The sequence below is a fragment of the Anabaena sp. WFMT genome (assembly GCF_051781005.1).
GTDB lineage: Bacteria > Cyanobacteriota > Cyanobacteriia > Cyanobacteriales > Nostocaceae > Anabaena.
Map to the genome: position 1 here is coordinate 75,999 of NZ_JBPWOA010000025.1, position 17,932 is coordinate 93,930.

Here is a 17,932-nt window from a genome sequence, read left to right on the forward strand (position 1 = left end):
TCGCTGCTATTGAGTCAAAGCGATCGCATAAATACCTCCTCGTGCTAGACTACTAAATCTTAGAGTTGGGAAACTCCGGTTAAATTCCGGGACTGTGCCGCAGCTGTAAAGAAAAGGCAAAGGGTAAAAGGCAAAAAGCAAAAGAATGGAATTCTTCCTTTTACTTTTTATTTTCCAAGTCAGAATGCTAACTCTATGAATGTTATTGGATGTAAGGGAGGGAAACACCCACCCCTACTCTGTCTCTGCGTCGCACGGGGAAGGAGTTCTCGTTTTGTTAACCGCGTCTACTGCTTGTCCAGGGTTGTTTTACAATATATCAGCCCAAGATGGAATCTTGTCTCGTGTGAGAATACCCGGTGGGATTCTTGATAATGAACAGTGTCAATTTATTGCAAACATAGCCGATAATTGTGGTGGTGGCTATGTTGACGTTACCAATCGTGCAAATTTGCAAATTCGGGAAATTAAAACTGGGATAAATATTGAAATTCTCCAGCGTTTACAGGAATTGGGTTTAGGTTCTGCCAACCCCACTGTGGACCATATTCGCAACATCATGACTAGCCCCACAGCGGGTATTGATCCTCAAGAATTAATAGATACTCAACCCTTCGTTAAAGCATGGGATGACTATATTACAGAACATCCCCATCTTGCAGGACTATCTGCTAAATTTAGCGTTGGTTTTGATGGTGGTGGTAAAGTTTCAGTTCAGAATTGCGTTAATGATATCACCTTTGCCGCTATCTCGGAAAATGGAAATGTTTACTTCCAGCTTTATCTGAGTTTTGGGGAAAAGGGAAAAGCACCGAAAAATACAGGAATTTTGTTAAAACCAGATGAATGTTTACCAGTTTTAGCAGTTTTAGCTGATGTTTACCTAGATCACATAGGTGTAACAAGTCAACGCAAACGACGTTTGCGAGAAGTTATCAATGATTTAGGTGTAGAAAATTATTTGTGTTTAGCTTTCCAACCCCTAGTTCCTAATTACTTTTCACAATTACCAGCCCAAACAGATATGATAACTGTTCCGGCAGACTCAATTGGTATTCATCCTCAAAAACAAGCAGGGTTATTTTATATCGGTGTAGTGTTACCGCTAGGAAGGTTGGAAACCTGGCAAATGAGGCGTTTAGCTGATTTGGCAGCAAAATATGGTAATGGTAATCTCAGGCTAACTCCTTGGCAAAACTTACTTGTCACTGATATACCCAAAAAACAAGTTGCTGAAGTTGAGACAGAGATTACCAGTTTAGGATTAAATATCTCACCAACTAACATCAAAACTTCATTAGTAGCTTGTTCTGGTAAACGCGGTTGCGCTGCTTCAGCTACCGAAACCAAAGACCACGCTTTGGAATTAGCAGATTATCTAGAAAATCATATTACTCTAGAGCATCCAATCAATATTCACTTTAGTGGTTGTGTCAAATCTTGCGCTCAACACCAACAAGCTGATATTACCTTGTTAGGAGTCCGCATTCAGTCAGAAAATGAAACTATGGAGGGTTATCAACTCTATATTGGTGATGGTAAGTTACAAAAATTTGGTTATCAACTCTATGAGTTTGTGACTTTTGCCGAATTACCAAAAATCATTGCCAAAATGTTGTGTGTGTATAAAAATCAACGATTAAACCTTAATGAGTCCTTTAGGGAATTTGTTTACCGTTATGACACATTCCAACTACAACGATTATTCACAGTTAAATCAATCCCAAAGCTCAAATCCAATGTCTAACTATATACGTGATGCTGACGAAATATACCGTAATTCTTTTGCGATTATCCGGGCAGAAGCCAACTTAGATATCCTGCCACCAGATGTTGCAAAAGTTGCAGTAAGAATGATTCATGCCTGTGGAATGACGGATATTGTCACAGACTTGGGATATTCACCAAGGGCAGTGGAGTCAGGCAGAAAAGCCTTAGCCTCAGGCGCACCAATTTTGTGCGATTGTCGTATGGTGGCCGAAGGTGTGACGAGAAAAAGATTACCTACCAATAATCAAATTATCTGCACCCTAAATGATCCAGAAGTGCCAGAAATAGCGAAACGGTTGCGAAATACGCGGTCAGCAGCAGCTTTAGAATTATGGCGTTTCCATTTAGATGGGGCAATAGTCGCAATTGGTAATGCACCTACAGCCTTATTCAGGATATTGGAAATGCTAGATGAACGTGTGCCACGTCCAGCATTAATATTGGGCTTTCCTGTGGGGTTTGTTGGTGCAGCAGAATCAAAAGCAGCTTTGGCAGCAAATAGCCGCAATGTACCATTTTTAACTTTACATGGAAGGAGGGGCGGAAGTGCGATCGCAGCTGCTGCCATTAATGCCTTAGCAACAGAGGAAGAATAACAATGAACAGTGGAGGTCGTCTCTATGGAATTGGTGTCGGCCCAGGAGATCCAGAACTATTGACACTAAAAGCCCTGCGATTATTACAATCTGCCCCTGTTATTGCCTATCAATCAGCAATAGACAAAGAAAGTATCGCCAGAAAAATAGTGTCGCCATATTTACCCGGCAATCAAATCGAGGTATTGTATCATCTCCCCCGTGCCTTAGAACCCGAAAAAGCCAAATCCATTTACGACCAAGAAGTTGAACCCATTGCCGCACATCTGGCAGCAGGTCGTGATGTAGTTGTATTATGTGAAGGTGATCCGTTTTTTTACGGTTCATTCATGTATATCTTCACCCGTTTATCTGACCAGTACCAAACGGAAGTTGTTCCCGGTATATCTTCACTCATGGCCTGTCCAGTGTCCTTGGGCGTTCCCTTCACCTACTACAACGATGTCCTCACAGTTCTACCGGCTACACTGTCTACAGAAATGCTCACCTCACATCTATTAACAACAGATGCCGCTGCAATTATGAAACTGGGTCGCCATTTTACAAAAGTACGCGATCTTCTACATCAATTAGGTATGGCATCACGGGCAAAATATATTGAACGGGCAACAACAACCCAGCAGCGAATTGTCCCCCTAGATGAGGTCAACCCAGACGAAGTACCTTATTTCTCAATGATTGTCATCCCGACAAAACAGAAATTATGAAAACAAGGGTTGCACCTGCCGTCGTGGTACTGGGTCAAAATAGTGTGGCATTAGGACGGCAAATCAGCAGTGTTTTACCGGGGGCTAAATTATACGGTTTAGCCAGTCGCACCTCAGATGTTGATGTGAGTTTTACAAATTTTGGCGAAACACTGCGGGAATTATTCGCGGCTGGGACACCTTTAATTGGCATTTGTGCGGCTGGTATTCTCATCAGAACCCTTGCACCTCTGCTGACAAATAAAGGACAAGAACCGCCAGTATTAGCTGTAGCTGAAGATGGTAGTGCAGTAGTGCCGCTTTTGGGTGGACTAAGTGGGGTGAATGATTTAGCACGTCAAATTGCAGCAGCGTTGGATGTGCAAGCAGCAATTACGACCACAGGAGATTTGCGTTTTCGCACAGCTTTGTTATCTCCTCCTCCTGGATATCATTTAGCTAACCCAGAAGATGCCAAAAAATTTATTGCTGATTTACTCGCAGGGGCAAAAGTTAAATTAGAAGGAACAGCCTCTTGGTTGAGTGAAAGTCAATTACCAATTGACCCCAATGGAGAGTTAACAATTCAGATAACTGAAAATTTGGGGACTCCTCAACCCAACTGTTTAGTTTATCACCTGGAAAAAATTGCGGCTATTGACTCCGAAGCCAATGAAAAACAACGCGGAAAATTAGCCATAATTGGTACTGGTCCCGGTGCATCAAAATGGATGTCTCCCGAAGTCAAAGAAATCCTTAATGCTGCGACTGATTTAGTCGGTTATAAAACCTACATAAATTTAATCGGTTCTTTAGCAGATGGTAAACATATTCATGAGTCTGACAACAGGGAAGAAGAAGCACGGGCAAAAATTGCCTTAGACTTAGCCGCAGAAGGAAGATATGTAGTAGTAGTTTCTTCCGGCGACCCTGGCATTTTTGCCATGGCCACAGCAGTATTTGAAGTTCTAGACCGCTACAACAAACCAGAATGGCAAAATATTGATATTCAAGTTGCCCCTGGAATCTCTGCCATGCAAGCCACCGCAGCAGCCATTGGCGCACCATTAGGCCATGACTTCTGTGCTATTTCTCTATCTGACATTTTAAAACCTTGGGAAATTATCACCCAACGCATCACCGCAGCAGCCCAAGGTGATTTTGTTATCGCCTTTTATAATCCTGTTTCTAAAGAACGTACTTGGCAATTAGCCGCAGCTAAAAATATCTTGTTGCAGTACAGAAAGCCAGATACCCCAGTGGTATTAGGGCGAAATTTGGGCAGACCTGGACAAGTGGTGAAAGTTATGACCCTTGAAAACTTAGAACCCACAGATGCTGATATGCGAACCTTGATTATTGTTGGTTCTTCTCAAACTCGGCAGATGCAAAGCAATCATACCAATTGGGTTTATACGCCGCGCCGTTACCAAACCTAAAATCAATCAATTTCCATAAATCAGTGATAAAACAGTTTCAGACAGGGATTTAAATCTCTTTCATTTACGAAAAAATCCTTCATTCCGTGAAATCCTTAAATCCGTTAAATCAGTGATAAATAAAGCCCCAAGAATAAAAATTTATCCTTAGGGCTGTCATACCTGACCACCTTTACCTTTGTAATTTAAACATACCAGAAATTTGGAGGACTCGAAGACATAAATATTGGATTTATGTCCAAAAATCAATAAAGGATTTTCATAACTTATGTTATGCTATTTCACAAATTTATTTTATTTTCCCCATATAGATATTTTTGGGTTATTATCACCATGAATATCTCACATACAACACTCTTTTATCTACTTTAAATATTTAATAAAAAGATATAACTAAAGTAGTTATGTCTATTGGAATGCTTATAAAAGCTTGATTTTTTGGTTTTTATCATCAACAATAAAAGCATCATGTTCCACACATGATTGTAGCCGATAAAAGTGACAGAAGCCCTAATTTATGTCCGCTCGTGCGGACATTTTATTTATAAATAATATTTTTTGTATACATTTTAGATATCTCTCTCTCATGACTACTGAGAATTTGTATATATAGCAATTTCCATTCAATTGAGGTACAAAAAGAAAGAATTAACCGCAGATGGAGGCAGATAGACGCAGATAAATTTCTACTTCGTTAGATTAGGAAACGCTATATACATTTTCACAGTTTTTCACTGCTTTTTTTATTTCTTGGAGAGAAATCCGGAAAGTAGTTGAATCAACTTTTTAGACATAACTCATACATTTATGTCTTTTTATTTTGGCAATCTGACCTGACTAGGAAACTGAGGCATTATTTCGGAAACATCAAACAGAAATATACAGCAGATTGCAGATTAATGAGGCTTCGCCGTGAGTTTCGACTTCGAGCCGATAGCGTGGCGTTAGCTATAGGGCTGACTCCTGAACTTACTCGTAGAGGCAGGGAACAGAAAAAAAGGAATAAAGCTGACAAAACTCAGCGCAAAGCGCAGGCAGCGATGCGATCGCACTCCAAGTTAACATCCAATTAACAAATAACACCATGCGATCGCCTAAAATCTCTAGCAGATGAATAGGCAACACTGCATGAGTAATACCACAGACACCATTTTCAGCAAAATTATCCGTAAAGAAATTCCCGCAAATATCGTTTATGAGGATGACTTAGCTTTAGCCTTCACAGACGTTAACCCCCAAGCACCAGTTCACATCCTCGTCATTCCCAAAAAACCCATAGTTAACCTCGCAACAGCCGAACCCGAAGATCAAGCTTTATTAGGACATCTTTTATTAACAGTCCAGAAAGTCGCAGCACAAGCTGGACTAGAAAACGGTTATCGCGTAGTCATGAACACTGGCGCTGATGGCGGTCAAACAGTCTATCACCTACATATACATATACTAGGCCGTCGTCCTATGTCCTGGCCTCCTGGTTGATTTTCACATCTGCAATAGTCTACAAATCTTGTGGTGTAGGCATCCTGCCCGCACCAATCATTCTGTAAATCTGAACACATTAGCAAAACATATAACTGATATAACGAATACTAATTTTAATTATCTTTACAAAACTCAACTAAGGCTTTAATGTTGAATACAGATAGGCAAAAAAACCTATCAACATCATAAAAACATAAAGCACTTATAAAATGACCACAACCATTCAACAGCGTTCAACCGCTAACGTCTGGGATCGCTTCTGCGAATGGATCACCAGCACCGAGAACCGCATCTACATCGGTTGGTTCGGCGTATTGATGATTCCTACCCTGTTAGCTGCTACCACCTGCTTCATCATCGCTTTCATCGCTGCGCCTCCCGTTGACATCGACGGTATCCGTGAGCCGGTTGCAGGTTCTTTGATCTACGGAAACAACATCATCTCCGGTGCAGTTGTTCCTTCTTCCAACGCTATTGGTTTGCACTTCTACCCAATCTGGGAAGCAGCTTCCTTAGATGAGTGGTTGTACAACGGCGGTCCTTACCAATTGGTAATTTTCCACTTTTTGATCGGTTGCGCCTGCTACCTAGGTCGTCAGTGGGAATTGTCTTACCGCTTGGGTATGCGTCCTTGGATTTGCGTAGCTTACTCCGCGCCTTTGGCATCTGCTACAGCAGTATTCTTGATCTACCCACTAGGACAAGGTTCATTCTCAGACGGTATGCCTTTGGGTATCTCTGGAACCTTCAACTTCATGATTGTGTTCCAAGCTGAACACAACATCTTGATGCACCCCTTCCATATGTTGGGAGTAGCTGGTGTCTTCGGTGGTTCCTTGTTCTCTGCAATGCACGGTTCACTCGTTACATCTTCTTTGGTTCGGGAAACAACCGAAACCGAATCTCAAAACTACGGTTACAAGTTCGGTCAAGAAGAAGAAACCTACAACATCGTTGCAGCACACGGTTACTTCGGTCGCTTGATTTTCCAATACGCTTCCTTCAACAACAGCCGTTCACTTCACTTCTTCCTCGCTGCTTGGCCTGTAATCGGTATCTGGTTTACCGCTTTGGGTGTTAGCACAATGGCTTTCAACTTGAACGGCTTCAACTTCAACCAATCAATCATTGATTCTCAAGGTCGTGTCATCGGTACATGGGCTGACGTAATCAACCGCGCTAACTTGGGTATGGAAGTAATGCACGAGCGTAACGCTCACAACTTCCCTCTAGATTTGGCTGCTGGTGATGTTGCTCCTGTTGCTTTAACTGCTCCTGCAATCAACGGTTAATAACTAAGATTTAGTTAAATTAAAAAACACTCTCCTTAAGGGGGGTGTTTTTTGTTTGTGATGTAATTTTGATTAATACTATACTCTTAAATATTTTTTCCGCAGTTGCACTGCCTATTTATTTAAATATTATACCAAGCGTGTTAATATACTAATGTAGCTATCAAGGTTGAGCCATGATTAGTTACGAGTTTAAAACCCTAAGAGTTACTCATTTTAATTCATGCTTCACAAGGGTGTAAAACTGCTCAACCTGTCTGGATGATGGACGTTTCGCCTATAACAGTCAAGTCCATTTGGTATAAAAAGGCTGGATATAGCCTGCTATACAGTCAATTATGGAGGAAGACAAGATGTCAAACAGCCAAGGGTTGTACATTTTGCTGGTTAGTGTTCACGGTTTAATTAGAGGTCATAATCTAGAATTAGGAAGAGATGCCGACACCGGTGGACAAACAAAATATGCAGTCGAACTTGCCACCACATTAGCCAAAAATCCCCAAGTAGAAAGAGTTGATTTAGTTACTCGGTTGGTGAATGATCCAAAAGTTAGTCCTGACTATGCTCAACCAATAGAAATTCTCTCAGATAAAGCTCAGATCATTCGTCTTGCTTGCGGGCCACGTCGCTATCTCCGCAAAGAAGTTCTCTGGCAGCATTTAGATACCTTTGCAGATGAATTGCTCAGACACATTCGCAAAATTGGCAGAATACCAAATGTAATTCATACACACTACGCTGATGCAGGATATGTTGGCAGTCGGGTTGCGGGTTGGTTAGGAACACCTCTTGTACATACTGGTCACTCCCTGGGACGAGTTAAACAGCAAAAATTACTAGAACAGGGAACTAAACAGGAAGTGATTGAAGATCATTTTCACATTAGTACAAGAATTGAAGCAGAAGAAATTACCCTTGGTGGTGCAGCTTTAGTTATAGCCAGCACTAATCAAGAAGTTGAGCAGCAGTATAGTGTGTACGATCGCTATCAACCAGAAAGAATGGTGGTGATTCCTCCTGGTGTAGACTTAGATCGATTTTACCTACCTGGAGATGATTGGCACAATCCACCGATTCAAAAAGAATTGGATCGATTTCTCAAAGATCCGCAAAAGCCAATCATCATGGCGATTTCCCGTCCCGCTATTCGTAAAAACGTCAGTAGTCTGATTAAGGCTTATGGTGAAGATCCTGAGTTGCGGAAACTGGCTAATCTGGTCATAATACTGGGAAAACGGGAGGACATCGCGGCGATGGAATCAGGTCCACGTCAGGTGTTTATCGAAATATTGCAATTAATAGATCGCTACGACCTTTACGGGCATATTGCTTATCCTAAACACCATAATGCTGACGATGTGCCAGATTTATATCGGCTGACAGCTAAAACACAAGGAGTATTCATCAATCCAGCATTGACAGAACCATTTGGACTCACATTGATTGAAGCGAGTGCTTGTGGTGTACCCATTATTGCCACTGCTGACGGTGGTCCACGGGATATTCTGGCAGCTTGTGAGAATGGATTGCTGATTGATCCCCTAAATATTAAAGAAATACAAAATGCTCTCCGTAAAACCTTAACAGATAAGGAACAATGGCAACGCTGGTCTAGCAATGGTTTAGTTAATGTTCGCAAATATTTCTCCTGGAATAGTCATGTGGAGAAATATCTAGAGAAAATACGCCTATTTCCCCAACGACGAATTCAATCTCTACTTAGTCCTCTACCAGCATCTCCTGCGGCTGATCATCCAGAGTGGAATGTGCCAGATACTAACCGTTTACCTACCGCTGATCGTTTCCTCGTTTGTGAAATTGATAATACGCTGCTGGGTGACAAAGAAGCCCTGGAAAAATTGATTCAGCGCATTCGTAACGAAGGACATACAACCGGGGTTGCGATCGCCACAGGTCGCACTCTAGAAAGTACTTTGAGTATGTTGGAAGAATGGCGATTCCCTATGCCAGATTTGTTAATTACATCAGCTGGTAGTGAAATCTACTATGGGCCGCAGATAGTCACAGATACAAGTTGGCAAAAACACATTGGCTATCAATGGCAGGCTGAAGCAATTCGGGCAGCCATGAAGAATATCCCCGGTGTCGAATTGCAGCCAGAAGAAACTCAACGCCAGTTTAAGGTCAGTTATTTTGTGGATGAGGCCAAAGCGCCTAACTTCCGGGAAATTATCCGCCATTTGCGTCGTCATCAACTGCCGGTGAAAGGGATTTATAGCCACAATATGTATCTGGATTTAGTTCCTATCCGGGCTTCTAAGGGTGATGCGATTCGCTATGTGGCTTTAAAATGGGGTTTACCTGTTCAACGGTTCTTGGTGGCAGGGGCATCAGGTAATGATGAAACTATGCTTGGTGGTAATACTTTAGGAGTTGTGGTGGGGAATTACAGTCCAGAAATTGAAAAGCTGCGGGGTTATCCACAGATTTATTTTGCTCAAGGTAATTATGCCTGGGGCATTTTGGAAGCGTTGGATTATTACGACTTTTTTGGCAATCTGTCTCAAAAACAGCCGGAAATGGTGACTGTTTAGGTAGCGATCGCACTAAATGATTTGTGAATAATCAGATCCCCGACTTCTTTTTTAAAAAGGTTTTCAGAAGTGAACTCTTTACAAACTCACTTCCCCGCAAGGGAATGGAAACTTGTATGTCCAATTATAGAGGTATGCATTTGAATGAAATACATCTTAGCCCCCTCATCGCTTGCCTACGGTGTACACACAAGTACTATTTGCAAGGGTTTTAGGCGTTATAGACCCCTTAAATTGTCATTACGAGCGGAGCGAAGTAATCACATAATCCCGTGGTTTTTGCGATTGCTCCGTCGTTCCTCCTCTCTACGAGACGCTAACGCGAACGCAATGACAGGTTTCCAGAGCGATCGCAAAACCTCAAGCTAGATGACGAAACCAAGTACTAGTAGGAATTTTAAGACTTGTGTGTACACCGTAGGCAAGCGATGAGGGGGTTGGGGGTGGGGTTCTTGTATCTCACTCAACCGAGAACCGCTATAACTGTTCCAGTACCTAAAGGCTTTACAAACTCACTTCCCCTCAAGGGGATGGAAACAACATATTTTGCTATACCCTAATTCCTGATCCAATAGCTTTTTTCATCCTGTTTATCCTTCAATCCTGGATATCCTGATTCTGACAGTTTCCCTAATAGCAATTTTAAGTTAATAGATCGGCGAGGCATATCCTAATCTTCAAATACTCCAAAACTACCCAAAAATGTCATCATAGTAAAGGTAAAAACGCACTGGAGACAAAGCCACGGTTTACGCACGCCCTTTAGCCCGGTTAATTGAGCAACTGCAACGCCTTCCCGGAGTTGGACCCAAATCCGCCCAGCGTCTAGCGTTGCATATTTTGAAGCGTCCAGAGACAGAAGTAGAAGCCTTAGCACAGGCCATGATTGATGCAAAAAAACAGATAGGCTTGTGTCAAGTCTGCTATCACCTCTCATCTGAACCTGTATGTGAAATTTGTCGCAACCCCAACCGAGATAATAAAATTATCTGTGTAGTTGCAGATTCACGTGATGTTATTGCACTAGAAAAAACCCGCGAGTTTAAAGGCAAATATCACGTTTTAGGTGGGGTAATTTCCCCAATGGACGGTATTGGACCGGAACAATTGACAGTCCAACCTTTAGTGCGGAGAGTTAGTCAACAAAAACCGCAAGAAGTGATTATGGCAATTAGTCCCAGTGTGGAAGGGGAAACAACAACATTATATATAGGTCAGCTACTCAAACCATTTACCAAAGTCACTCGTATTGCCTTTGGTTTACCGGTGGGTGGTGATTTAGAGTATGCTGATGAGGTGACACTAGCTAGAGCTTTAGAAGGTCGGCGAGAATTAGATTAGATATAGCAGTCCTTAATAAGTTGTAAAAAATAAATTTTTCTTTATGGTGAGCATTACCCACCATAATTTTTTTTAACTGAACTGCGATATTGTATTATTGAGCTTTATTTTTTAGTTGATTCCAAGCGGAGACAACAGACTGTAATTTATTTGGCAGTCCATTTTGAGAAATATCGTTGTACTGAAATGTACCTTTTTGGCTGGTGAGAGTGTAGGTAATATAGTCAGCAGCACCACTAGGTGCAGGATAACTGAGATTTTTGAATTTAGTAATGTTATTTTGATTTAGCAACTTTTTAAACTGTTTTACCTGTTGCAAAGAAACACGGCGGACACTACGTTCTGAATCATTGGCATCACCAATTCGCACACGCATTAAAAGCCCATCATTGAGTAAAATAGTTTGGTAGGTTCTACCAGTTATCCCACCACTAGAAATTTCCCGAAATACCATACCTCTATCTAAAGGTGGTGGTAACTCATTAGCAGAAATTGATACAGGTTGTATTTTACTATTTTTGATATTTCTTTGCTGTGTATTGATGGGATTTGGAACAGCAACGGCACTATTCATAATAGTGATTCCACTGCTTACCGATAACATTGCAGTTAACATCAAAGAAGTAGCGATTTGCTTGTGATTGATGCTGGTATTTAGGTTATACCAGGTTTTAATATTCAGCATGACAAAATTTTTCATGAGGTGATTAGTTAAAAAAAATTGGTGATTTTTGTAAAAATACAAATTAATAACCATTGAATACGCAATTTGACGGGAGCATCCCAATTTTGTAAAAACATTGCAAATTGTCATTCTGTTCACGTTCACGTAGTGTGCCGTAGGCATAGTGTGGCGTTAGCCATGCGGAACGGTGTGAAGCGAAGAATCTCGCGAGATGCTTCATTGCGCTTCGCTTCATATGGCTTACGCCACGCTTCGCTATCAGCATGACAGTAAACTTACACATTTGGGATGCTCCCCAATTTGACAATGCAAATTTAAAGAATGAAATACAATCTTCAAAACATCAATATTTGAGTATCTAAAAGGGAGACGCTGATTTAGCAGCGATTGTTGCCGTTTACCGATATTTTGGCAAAACTCAGCACTACTGAAAGAAACGGTTATATACTAAAAACGGCTTAAAAGTGTCATTCTGATAGCGCAGCGTGGCGTATGACTCCTGCGTCGTCACGCTGCGCTATAGCCATACGAAGTGTTCCGAAGGGATAGGCTGCACTACGTTACCCTCAGTCCAGATTTCACCCGTTTGCAGTATATCAAGTCATATAATCGAGGGTGACAAAACCCAGAACAAATGCTTTTGGTGCGTTACGCTACGCTAATACACCATACAAATACTTGTATTTTTTCAAAATTAAAATCGCATTTATATATCTAATAAAACTAGTGAAAGAAGGTAGGAGGAAAGTTTACTTGATCAGCTTTTTAACATTTTTTTGACGGGATAGTTATTTATGCCATGCTGTACTAACCTATTTTATAATTCCTGTTCGCAATTACCAATTAGCTATTACCTATTTCTCAATTTGAGTATTCATTAGCCTTTGTACACTTACTAAGGCTCGATTTAACTCATAATTCCGTATTTCTGGATTCTGTAAATAAGCTTGCTGTTCTTCTTCAATCATTTTTACATCTTGTATTACCAAACCGTCAAGTAATTTTTGGGCTGCACCAAATAAGCTATCTTTGATAAACCGTCGAAACCATACTGGTAATTTGTGTAGTCTCCAAAAGGCATTAAGCGAGGTGAAGTGAATTAAATAGGCTTTTGTCTGTGTCTCATTTATAGGACATAATAAACAGTAAATTTTAAAATCATTACCCAAGGTAGATACCCAATGGGGATAAACATAACTGACATCTAAGGGTTCAGGATGTAAGCGTCGCAAAGCTGGAAAAAATAATTGTGATATCGACCAAATTTTATCTATTTTATAATAGCTTTGGGCTGTATAATGGGCATTAACACGATTGTCGTCCTCATCAATATTTTGTAATGCTGCTTCTGCCCAGGCTTGCAAATCTTGATGTAAATGACCGTGATACATATCCATCAAGTTTTCAATTAAATAGGAATAATGAGCTTGGGTATTAATTACTGAAACTGTAGCGATATAATTTAAATGTTCCCATTCTGGTAAACCCATTGGTTCTACAGATGGTTCTATATCTGAGGGAAATAACCAAATAAAACCGTCTTGTTCTTTAACTGGATAATGGCGAATTTTGCAAGTCGGTAATTTTTGATTTGCGGCTAGGTAGGGAACTGCTACACATTCACCGCTACTATTAAAGCGCCAACCATGATAACTACATTCTAAGTCATTGCCTATGACTTGCCCGTGACTAAGTTGAACTTGACGATGGGGACATCTGTCTTCTAAGGCATGGATTTTTCCGGTATGATCTCGATAGAGTGCGATCGCTTGTTTCCAAATTATCACATTTAAGGGTTGATTAGTAACTTCGGTACTACGTGCAACTACGTACCAATGATTGGGATTAATCCCGATTTTTCGCACACTAGTTTGTAGAACTGAAGGAAGAGGAGAAGTAGTTTCAGGAATTATTTGCTGCATAAGATGTTAAAATCCAGCGGTGCTTAAAGTTATATTATAAGTAATTTGTATTTACGGTTATACATTCTTTTTATACCAAATTATTCATTTTTTGGAAAGTAAAGGGCAGCAGGAAAAAGTTAATGTGTGATTATTCTCTCTGTTAAGAGTTCCCTGTTAAGAGTTCCCTACTGTACATTAAAGCAGTAACCATATTGAGGAATAAGTCTGTATGACAAGCTACCAAGGAACCCTAACTCCCGATGAATTCATTGATGAACTGATTAGTGAAACAACTAGTCTTAATCATGTACAAGTAATTGAAAGCGTGATTGGCACGTTGGAACAAGATAACAGTGCTATGGTTAGCCACACACCAGAGGGTGCGTATCTATGGAAATTTAAATATGGCAGTGTGGAAGTATTTGTGCAACTCACGGGTTCAAGTGATGAAGATACAATTACAGTTTGGTCTGCGGTACTGAATTTACCCGCGAAAGATGAACCCAAATTGATGCGTTATCTGTTAGAATTGAACTTTACTAGTACCTTTGAAGCTCGTTTTGGAATTATCGACAATCAAGTGGTTGTAATTTCATCACGGACTTTAGCAGAGTTGTCACCTAGCGAAGTTTCCCGTATAATTACCATAGTTGCTACCATTGCCGATAATAATGATGAAGCTTTAGTAGCTGAATATGGCCTGGCATAGGTACATTTAGATTTTGGATTGGAGATTGGAGTCTCCTGCATCGGATGCAAAATAAGCAGGTTTGGCGACTAATTCCTTTAATAGCAACTACTGGTAATTTACAAATGGCAATTGACCATTGGTTGTTAGAACAGCACGAGTCAGGAAATCATCCTTCAACTCTGCGGTTTTATACTTGGTCGCCATCCGCGATTTCTCTAGGATATCATCAAAAACAATATCCTGAATATTGGCAAAATTTAACTTGGCAAGGTGAAAAACTGGATGTGGTGCGTCGTCCTAGTGGTGGTAGGGCTGTGTTACACCAAGGTGATTTGACTTATGCTGTAGTGACATCGGCAATGATGGGAAATCGTCTCCAAGTGTATGGGAAGATTTGTGAGTTTTTGATTGCTGGATGGCGATCGCTTGGTTTAGAGTTAAATTATGGTCAAGCTGGGCGTGGTTATATCCACAACCCTAACTGTTTTGGGACTGCAACTGGTGCAGATTTAATTTTAGCAGATGGTAGTAAACTGATTGGTAGCGCCCAACTGCGAAGAGGTGAAGCGATTTTGCAGCATGGTTCTATTCGGTTAAACCCAGATGCAGATTTATTTAAACAAGTATTTGGGAAAGATGCTTTTACCCCAGTTCAACTTCCTAAAAATTTCAATCGGGAAGCACTGATAGAAGCTTTTATTCTTGCAGCTTGTAATTGTTTTAATATGCAGATAGAAGTAAAACCGCTTTCTGAAACTGAGTGGGAAGCAATTTTGGCACAACCTAGTTTGCAGAAGGTTTAAGATATCCCGCTTGGATACAATCTTCAATTAACTGCAAAATAAACGGCCAAAGTGCCGGCGCACCTGTTTCTACTGGTGCTATCCGCTTCATAACTTGATCTCGTGTAATTCCATGAATGCGCCAAGTTCCACCCTCAGTTTGCTGATTATGCAATAAAGGCTGGATTCTGTCTAGGGCAGCAGCAAATTTAGCGGTTGGGGTTGCGACTGCTTCAAACTCTTCCCAAAGTAAACGTAGTTCTTTTCCTTGTGCTTCTGGTAAAAGTCCGAATAATCTTAATGCTGCTTCTGTTTCTCGTTCCGCTTTGTTGTGATTACCCTGCACATCGTAGCAAAAAGTATCACCTGCATCAATCTCTACTAAATCATGAATTAGCAGCATTTTAATAGCACAAAATATATCAACTTCTAGCGGAGCATATTCTGCTAAAGTTATGGCCATCACCGCTAAATGCCAAGAATGTTCTGCACTATTTTCTCTTCTTGAAGCATCGGTAAGAAGAGTTTGTCGTAAAACTTGTTTCAATTTATCAATTTCAATGATGAATTGAATTTGTTGATTTAGTCGTTGAGTTTCCACTTGTGACTCCAATCGAAAAGCGTCTGGGAGTGTTACCGTGTTTCCACCCCAGACGCTTTTCTTTTAAACTTGCTCCTCACACCACATAACTATATCACTGCTTCAATTAAATGGCAAGTGCTTAACTAATAATTTTATAATAATTTAAATATCTGGTTTGAAAGGAAAATAAAAAATGCCTGGGAGTGTTGCCGTGTTTCCACCCCAAGCATTTTTTGTTTCAACTTACTCCTCACACAAGAGTTAAATTATCATTGCTGAATTCAAAAACAAGTATGTTGAGTGCCACTTTCGCAACTGCACCAGGAGGTTATTTTTTACACGCCCAATAAAAAGCGCCTGGGAGTGTTACCGTGTTTCCACCCCAAGCGCTTCTTATATTTAACATTGCTCCTCACACCCCATGACTATATCACTGAAGTTAGAGAATGGCAAGTAAATTGCGTGACAATTCTACAATTGAGTTATTTGACAGCAAAGAATCTTCATATAACTTAGTGTAGAAAGTGGCGAACGCCAGTCAACACCATTAATAAACCCAGTTCATTAGCAGCTTTGATGGAATCTTTATCGCGCAGACTTCCCCCTGGTTGAACAATAGCTGTAATTCCGGCTGCGGCTGCGGTTCTGACGCTATCATCAAAGGGGAAGAAACCATCACTAGCGAGAAACGCACCTTGAGTTTTTTCTCCAGCTTGTTCTAAGGCTATTTTTGTCGAACCGACGCGGTTCATTTGACCTGCACCTATTCCTAAGGTTGTGCGATCGCTCGCCACAACAATAGCATTGGATTTGACGTGTTTACAAACTTTCCAAGCAAACAGTAATTCAGCTAACTCGCTAGGAGTGGGTTGACGTTCGGTGACAATTTGCCATTTACTTACATCTGCAACAATATCATCAGCAGTTTGTACAAGGAACCCACCTGCGATCGCTTTCACCGTTTCTTTCGGGCCAGTTAACAAATCTGGTAAAATCAAAACTCTGACATTGCCCTTTTTAGTAAGAATTTCCTGGGCTTCTTCATCACAGCCAGGCGCAACCACGCATTCTAAAAACGTCTTCGTTAATTCCGTAGCCGTCGCCGCATCAATGGCACGGTTTAAAGCCACAATTCCCCCAAAAGCCGATGTAGAATCAGCATTGAAAGCTTTTTGATAAGCTGTGAAAATTGACTCAGCCTCAGCAGTTCCACAGGGATTTGTATGTTTGATAATTGTCGCTGCGGGACTTTCCGTAAACTCAGCAATTATCCGCCTTGCAGCTTCCAAATCTACCAAATTATTGTAGCTGAGTTCCTTCCCTTGCAGTTTAGTTGCAGCAGCCCAACCTGTGGCTGTACTTCCTGTTTGATACCAAGCTGCGGGTTGGTGGGGGTTTTCACCATAACGCAGAGATTGGAGTTTTTGACCAGAAACAGTATATTGTTCGGGTAATTCTTCTGCTTGTGTACCAGCGAGGTAGGAAGCTATGGCGTTATCATAACTGGCAGTATGTGAAAATCCTTTCAAAGCACATTTTTGGCGAAACTCTAAAGAAGATTCTCCATTTTGACGTAATTCTTGCAAATAATCGTCATATTGGTCAGGATTACATAATACGGTGAGATGAGCGTAGTTTTTCGATGATGCCCTTAACATAGCTGGTCCACCGATATCAATTTGCTCAACTGCCTCAGCTAATGTTACACCTGGTCGAGCGATCGTTTCCTCGAAAGGATAAAGATTGACTACGACTAAATCAATAGGACGAATTTGATTATTTTCTAAATCCGTTACATCTTCTGCCACATCCCGCCGTGCTAAAATACCGCCATGAATGCGGGGATGGAGAGTTTTCACCCGACCGCCTAAAATTTCCGGTGAACCTGTGTAATCAGAAACTTTGGTGACTGGAATTCCGGCATCTTTCAGGGTTTTGGCTGTTCCCCCACTGCTGATAATATCAAAGCCAAATTCTTCAACTAAGTTCCGGGCTAAATCAATAATACCAGTTTTGTTAGATACACTCAGCAGGGCTAGACGCGCCATAATTCCCCAGTTTCCTTTGGACTACAAAATTGCAAGTAGAAGAATATTCTACCGAAAGGCTTTGCAAAAAAACCTGTT

The 17,932-nt window shown here is 41.0% G+C and carries 15 protein-coding genes and 1 riboswitch; of the genes, 10 read left to right on the forward strand and 5 right to left on the reverse strand.

Annotated features, from left to right (window positions below):
* The first annotated feature begins 28 nt into the window (after positions 1 to 28).
* A riboswitch (cobalamin riboswitch) is annotated at positions 29 to 206 on the forward strand.
* 68 nt (positions 207 to 274) lie between these two features.
* The 4 genes from cobG to cobJ are packed head-to-tail and all read left to right on the forward strand — an operon-like array spanning position 275 to position 4,491.
* Complete coding sequence (gene cobG / locus ACSQ6I_RS16535) at positions 275 to 1,747, forward strand: precorrin-3B synthase (protein WP_438891386.1); 1,473 nt, start codon at positions 275 to 277, stop codon at positions 1,745 to 1,747.
* A complete protein-coding gene (locus ACSQ6I_RS16540) occupies positions 1,740 to 2,366 on the forward strand; it encodes a precorrin-8X methylmutase (RefSeq protein WP_438891387.1) in 627 nt (208 codons plus the stop codon). Before cobG ends, ACSQ6I_RS16540 begins: the two co-directional genes overlap by 8 nt.
* A gap of 2 nt (positions 2,367 to 2,368) precedes the next feature.
* A complete protein-coding gene (locus ACSQ6I_RS16545) occupies positions 2,369 to 3,073 on the forward strand; it encodes a precorrin-2 C(20)-methyltransferase (protein ID WP_438891388.1) in 705 nt (234 codons plus the stop codon).
* Positions 3,070 to 4,491, forward strand: coding sequence for a precorrin-3B C(17)-methyltransferase (gene cobJ / locus ACSQ6I_RS16550; RefSeq protein ID WP_438891389.1), 1,422 nt, complete (start codon positions 3,070 to 3,072; stop codon positions 4,489 to 4,491). Before ACSQ6I_RS16545 ends, cobJ begins: the two co-directional genes overlap by 4 nt.
* Positions 4,492 to 5,460: 969 nt before the next feature.
* Here the strand turns inward: cobJ and ACSQ6I_RS16555 are convergent.
* Entirely contained in the window at positions 5,461 to 5,616 is a 156-nt protein-coding gene (locus ACSQ6I_RS16555; protein WP_438891390.1) for a hypothetical protein, read from the reverse strand.
* A 3-nt stretch (positions 5,617 to 5,619) separates the two neighbouring features.
* On the opposite strand from ACSQ6I_RS16555, the gene ACSQ6I_RS16560 reads away from it, so the two are divergent.
* The 4 genes from ACSQ6I_RS16560 to recR all read left to right on the forward strand — a co-directional run bounded on the left by ACSQ6I_RS16560 (position 5,620) and on the right by recR (position 11,161).
* The gene (locus ACSQ6I_RS16560) at positions 5,620 to 5,970 is read left to right on the forward strand and encodes a histidine triad nucleotide-binding protein (RefSeq protein WP_438891391.1); all 351 of its coding nucleotides are present in this window, start codon (positions 5,620 to 5,622) and stop codon (positions 5,968 to 5,970) included.
* Between the two features lie 212 nt (positions 5,971 to 6,182).
* On the forward strand, positions 6,183 to 7,265 hold the full coding sequence (gene psbA, locus ACSQ6I_RS16565; protein WP_438891392.1) for a photosystem II q(b) protein: 1,083 nt from the start codon (positions 6,183 to 6,185) through the stop codon (positions 7,263 to 7,265).
* 353 nt (positions 7,266 to 7,618) lie between these two features.
* Positions 7,619 to 9,820 (forward strand): HAD-IIB family hydrolase, encoded by a 2,202-nt coding sequence (locus ACSQ6I_RS16570; protein ID WP_438891393.1) that lies wholly within the window; start codon positions 7,619 to 7,621, stop codon positions 9,818 to 9,820.
* A 783-nt stretch (positions 9,821 to 10,603) separates the two neighbouring features.
* Positions 10,604 to 11,161 (forward strand): recombination mediator RecR, encoded by a 558-nt coding sequence (gene recR / locus ACSQ6I_RS16575; RefSeq protein WP_438891481.1) that lies wholly within the window; start codon positions 10,604 to 10,606, stop codon positions 11,159 to 11,161.
* Positions 11,162 to 11,255: 94 nt separating this feature from the next.
* Here the strand turns inward: recR and ACSQ6I_RS16580 are convergent, their stop codons facing one another.
* Positions 11,256 to 11,846 carry a hypothetical protein gene (locus ACSQ6I_RS16580; RefSeq protein ID WP_438891394.1) on the reverse strand — a complete coding sequence of 197 codons (591 nt, stop codon included), beginning with the start codon at positions 11,844 to 11,846 and terminating at the stop codon, positions 11,256 to 11,258.
* Positions 11,847 to 12,700: 854 nt separating this feature from the next.
* Complete coding sequence (locus ACSQ6I_RS16585) at positions 12,701 to 13,768, reverse strand: aromatic ring-hydroxylating dioxygenase subunit alpha (protein WP_438891395.1); 1,068 nt, start codon at positions 13,766 to 13,768, stop codon at positions 12,701 to 12,703.
* Between the two features lie 211 nt (positions 13,769 to 13,979).
* Here ACSQ6I_RS16585 and ACSQ6I_RS16590 point away from each other — a divergent pair, with 211 nt between their 5' ends.
* Positions 13,980 to 14,459 carry a YbjN domain-containing protein gene (locus ACSQ6I_RS16590; protein ID WP_438891396.1) on the forward strand — a complete coding sequence of 160 codons (480 nt, stop codon included), beginning with the start codon at positions 13,980 to 13,982 and terminating at the stop codon, positions 14,457 to 14,459.
* 44 nt (positions 14,460 to 14,503) lie between these two features.
* Positions 14,504 to 15,244: a lipoate--protein ligase family protein gene (locus ACSQ6I_RS16595; protein WP_438891397.1), complete on the forward strand. Its 741-nt coding sequence runs from the start codon at positions 14,504 to 14,506 to the stop codon at positions 15,242 to 15,244.
* Here the strand turns inward: ACSQ6I_RS16595 and ACSQ6I_RS16600 are convergent.
* Together ACSQ6I_RS16600 and purH are read right to left on the reverse strand one after the other, a co-directional pair.
* Positions 15,225 to 15,824, reverse strand: a complete 600-nt coding sequence (locus ACSQ6I_RS16600) for an HD domain-containing protein (RefSeq protein ID WP_438891398.1) — start codon at positions 15,822 to 15,824, stop codon at positions 15,225 to 15,227. The two genes, ACSQ6I_RS16595 and ACSQ6I_RS16600, sit on opposite strands and share 20 nt — an antisense overlap.
* 494 nt (positions 15,825 to 16,318) lie before the next feature.
* Positions 16,319 to 17,854 (reverse strand): bifunctional phosphoribosylaminoimidazolecarboxamide formyltransferase/IMP cyclohydrolase, encoded by a 1,536-nt coding sequence (gene purH, locus ACSQ6I_RS16605; RefSeq protein ID WP_438891399.1) that lies wholly within the window; start codon positions 17,852 to 17,854, stop codon positions 16,319 to 16,321.
* Between the last annotated feature and the right edge of the window lie 78 nt (positions 17,855 to 17,932).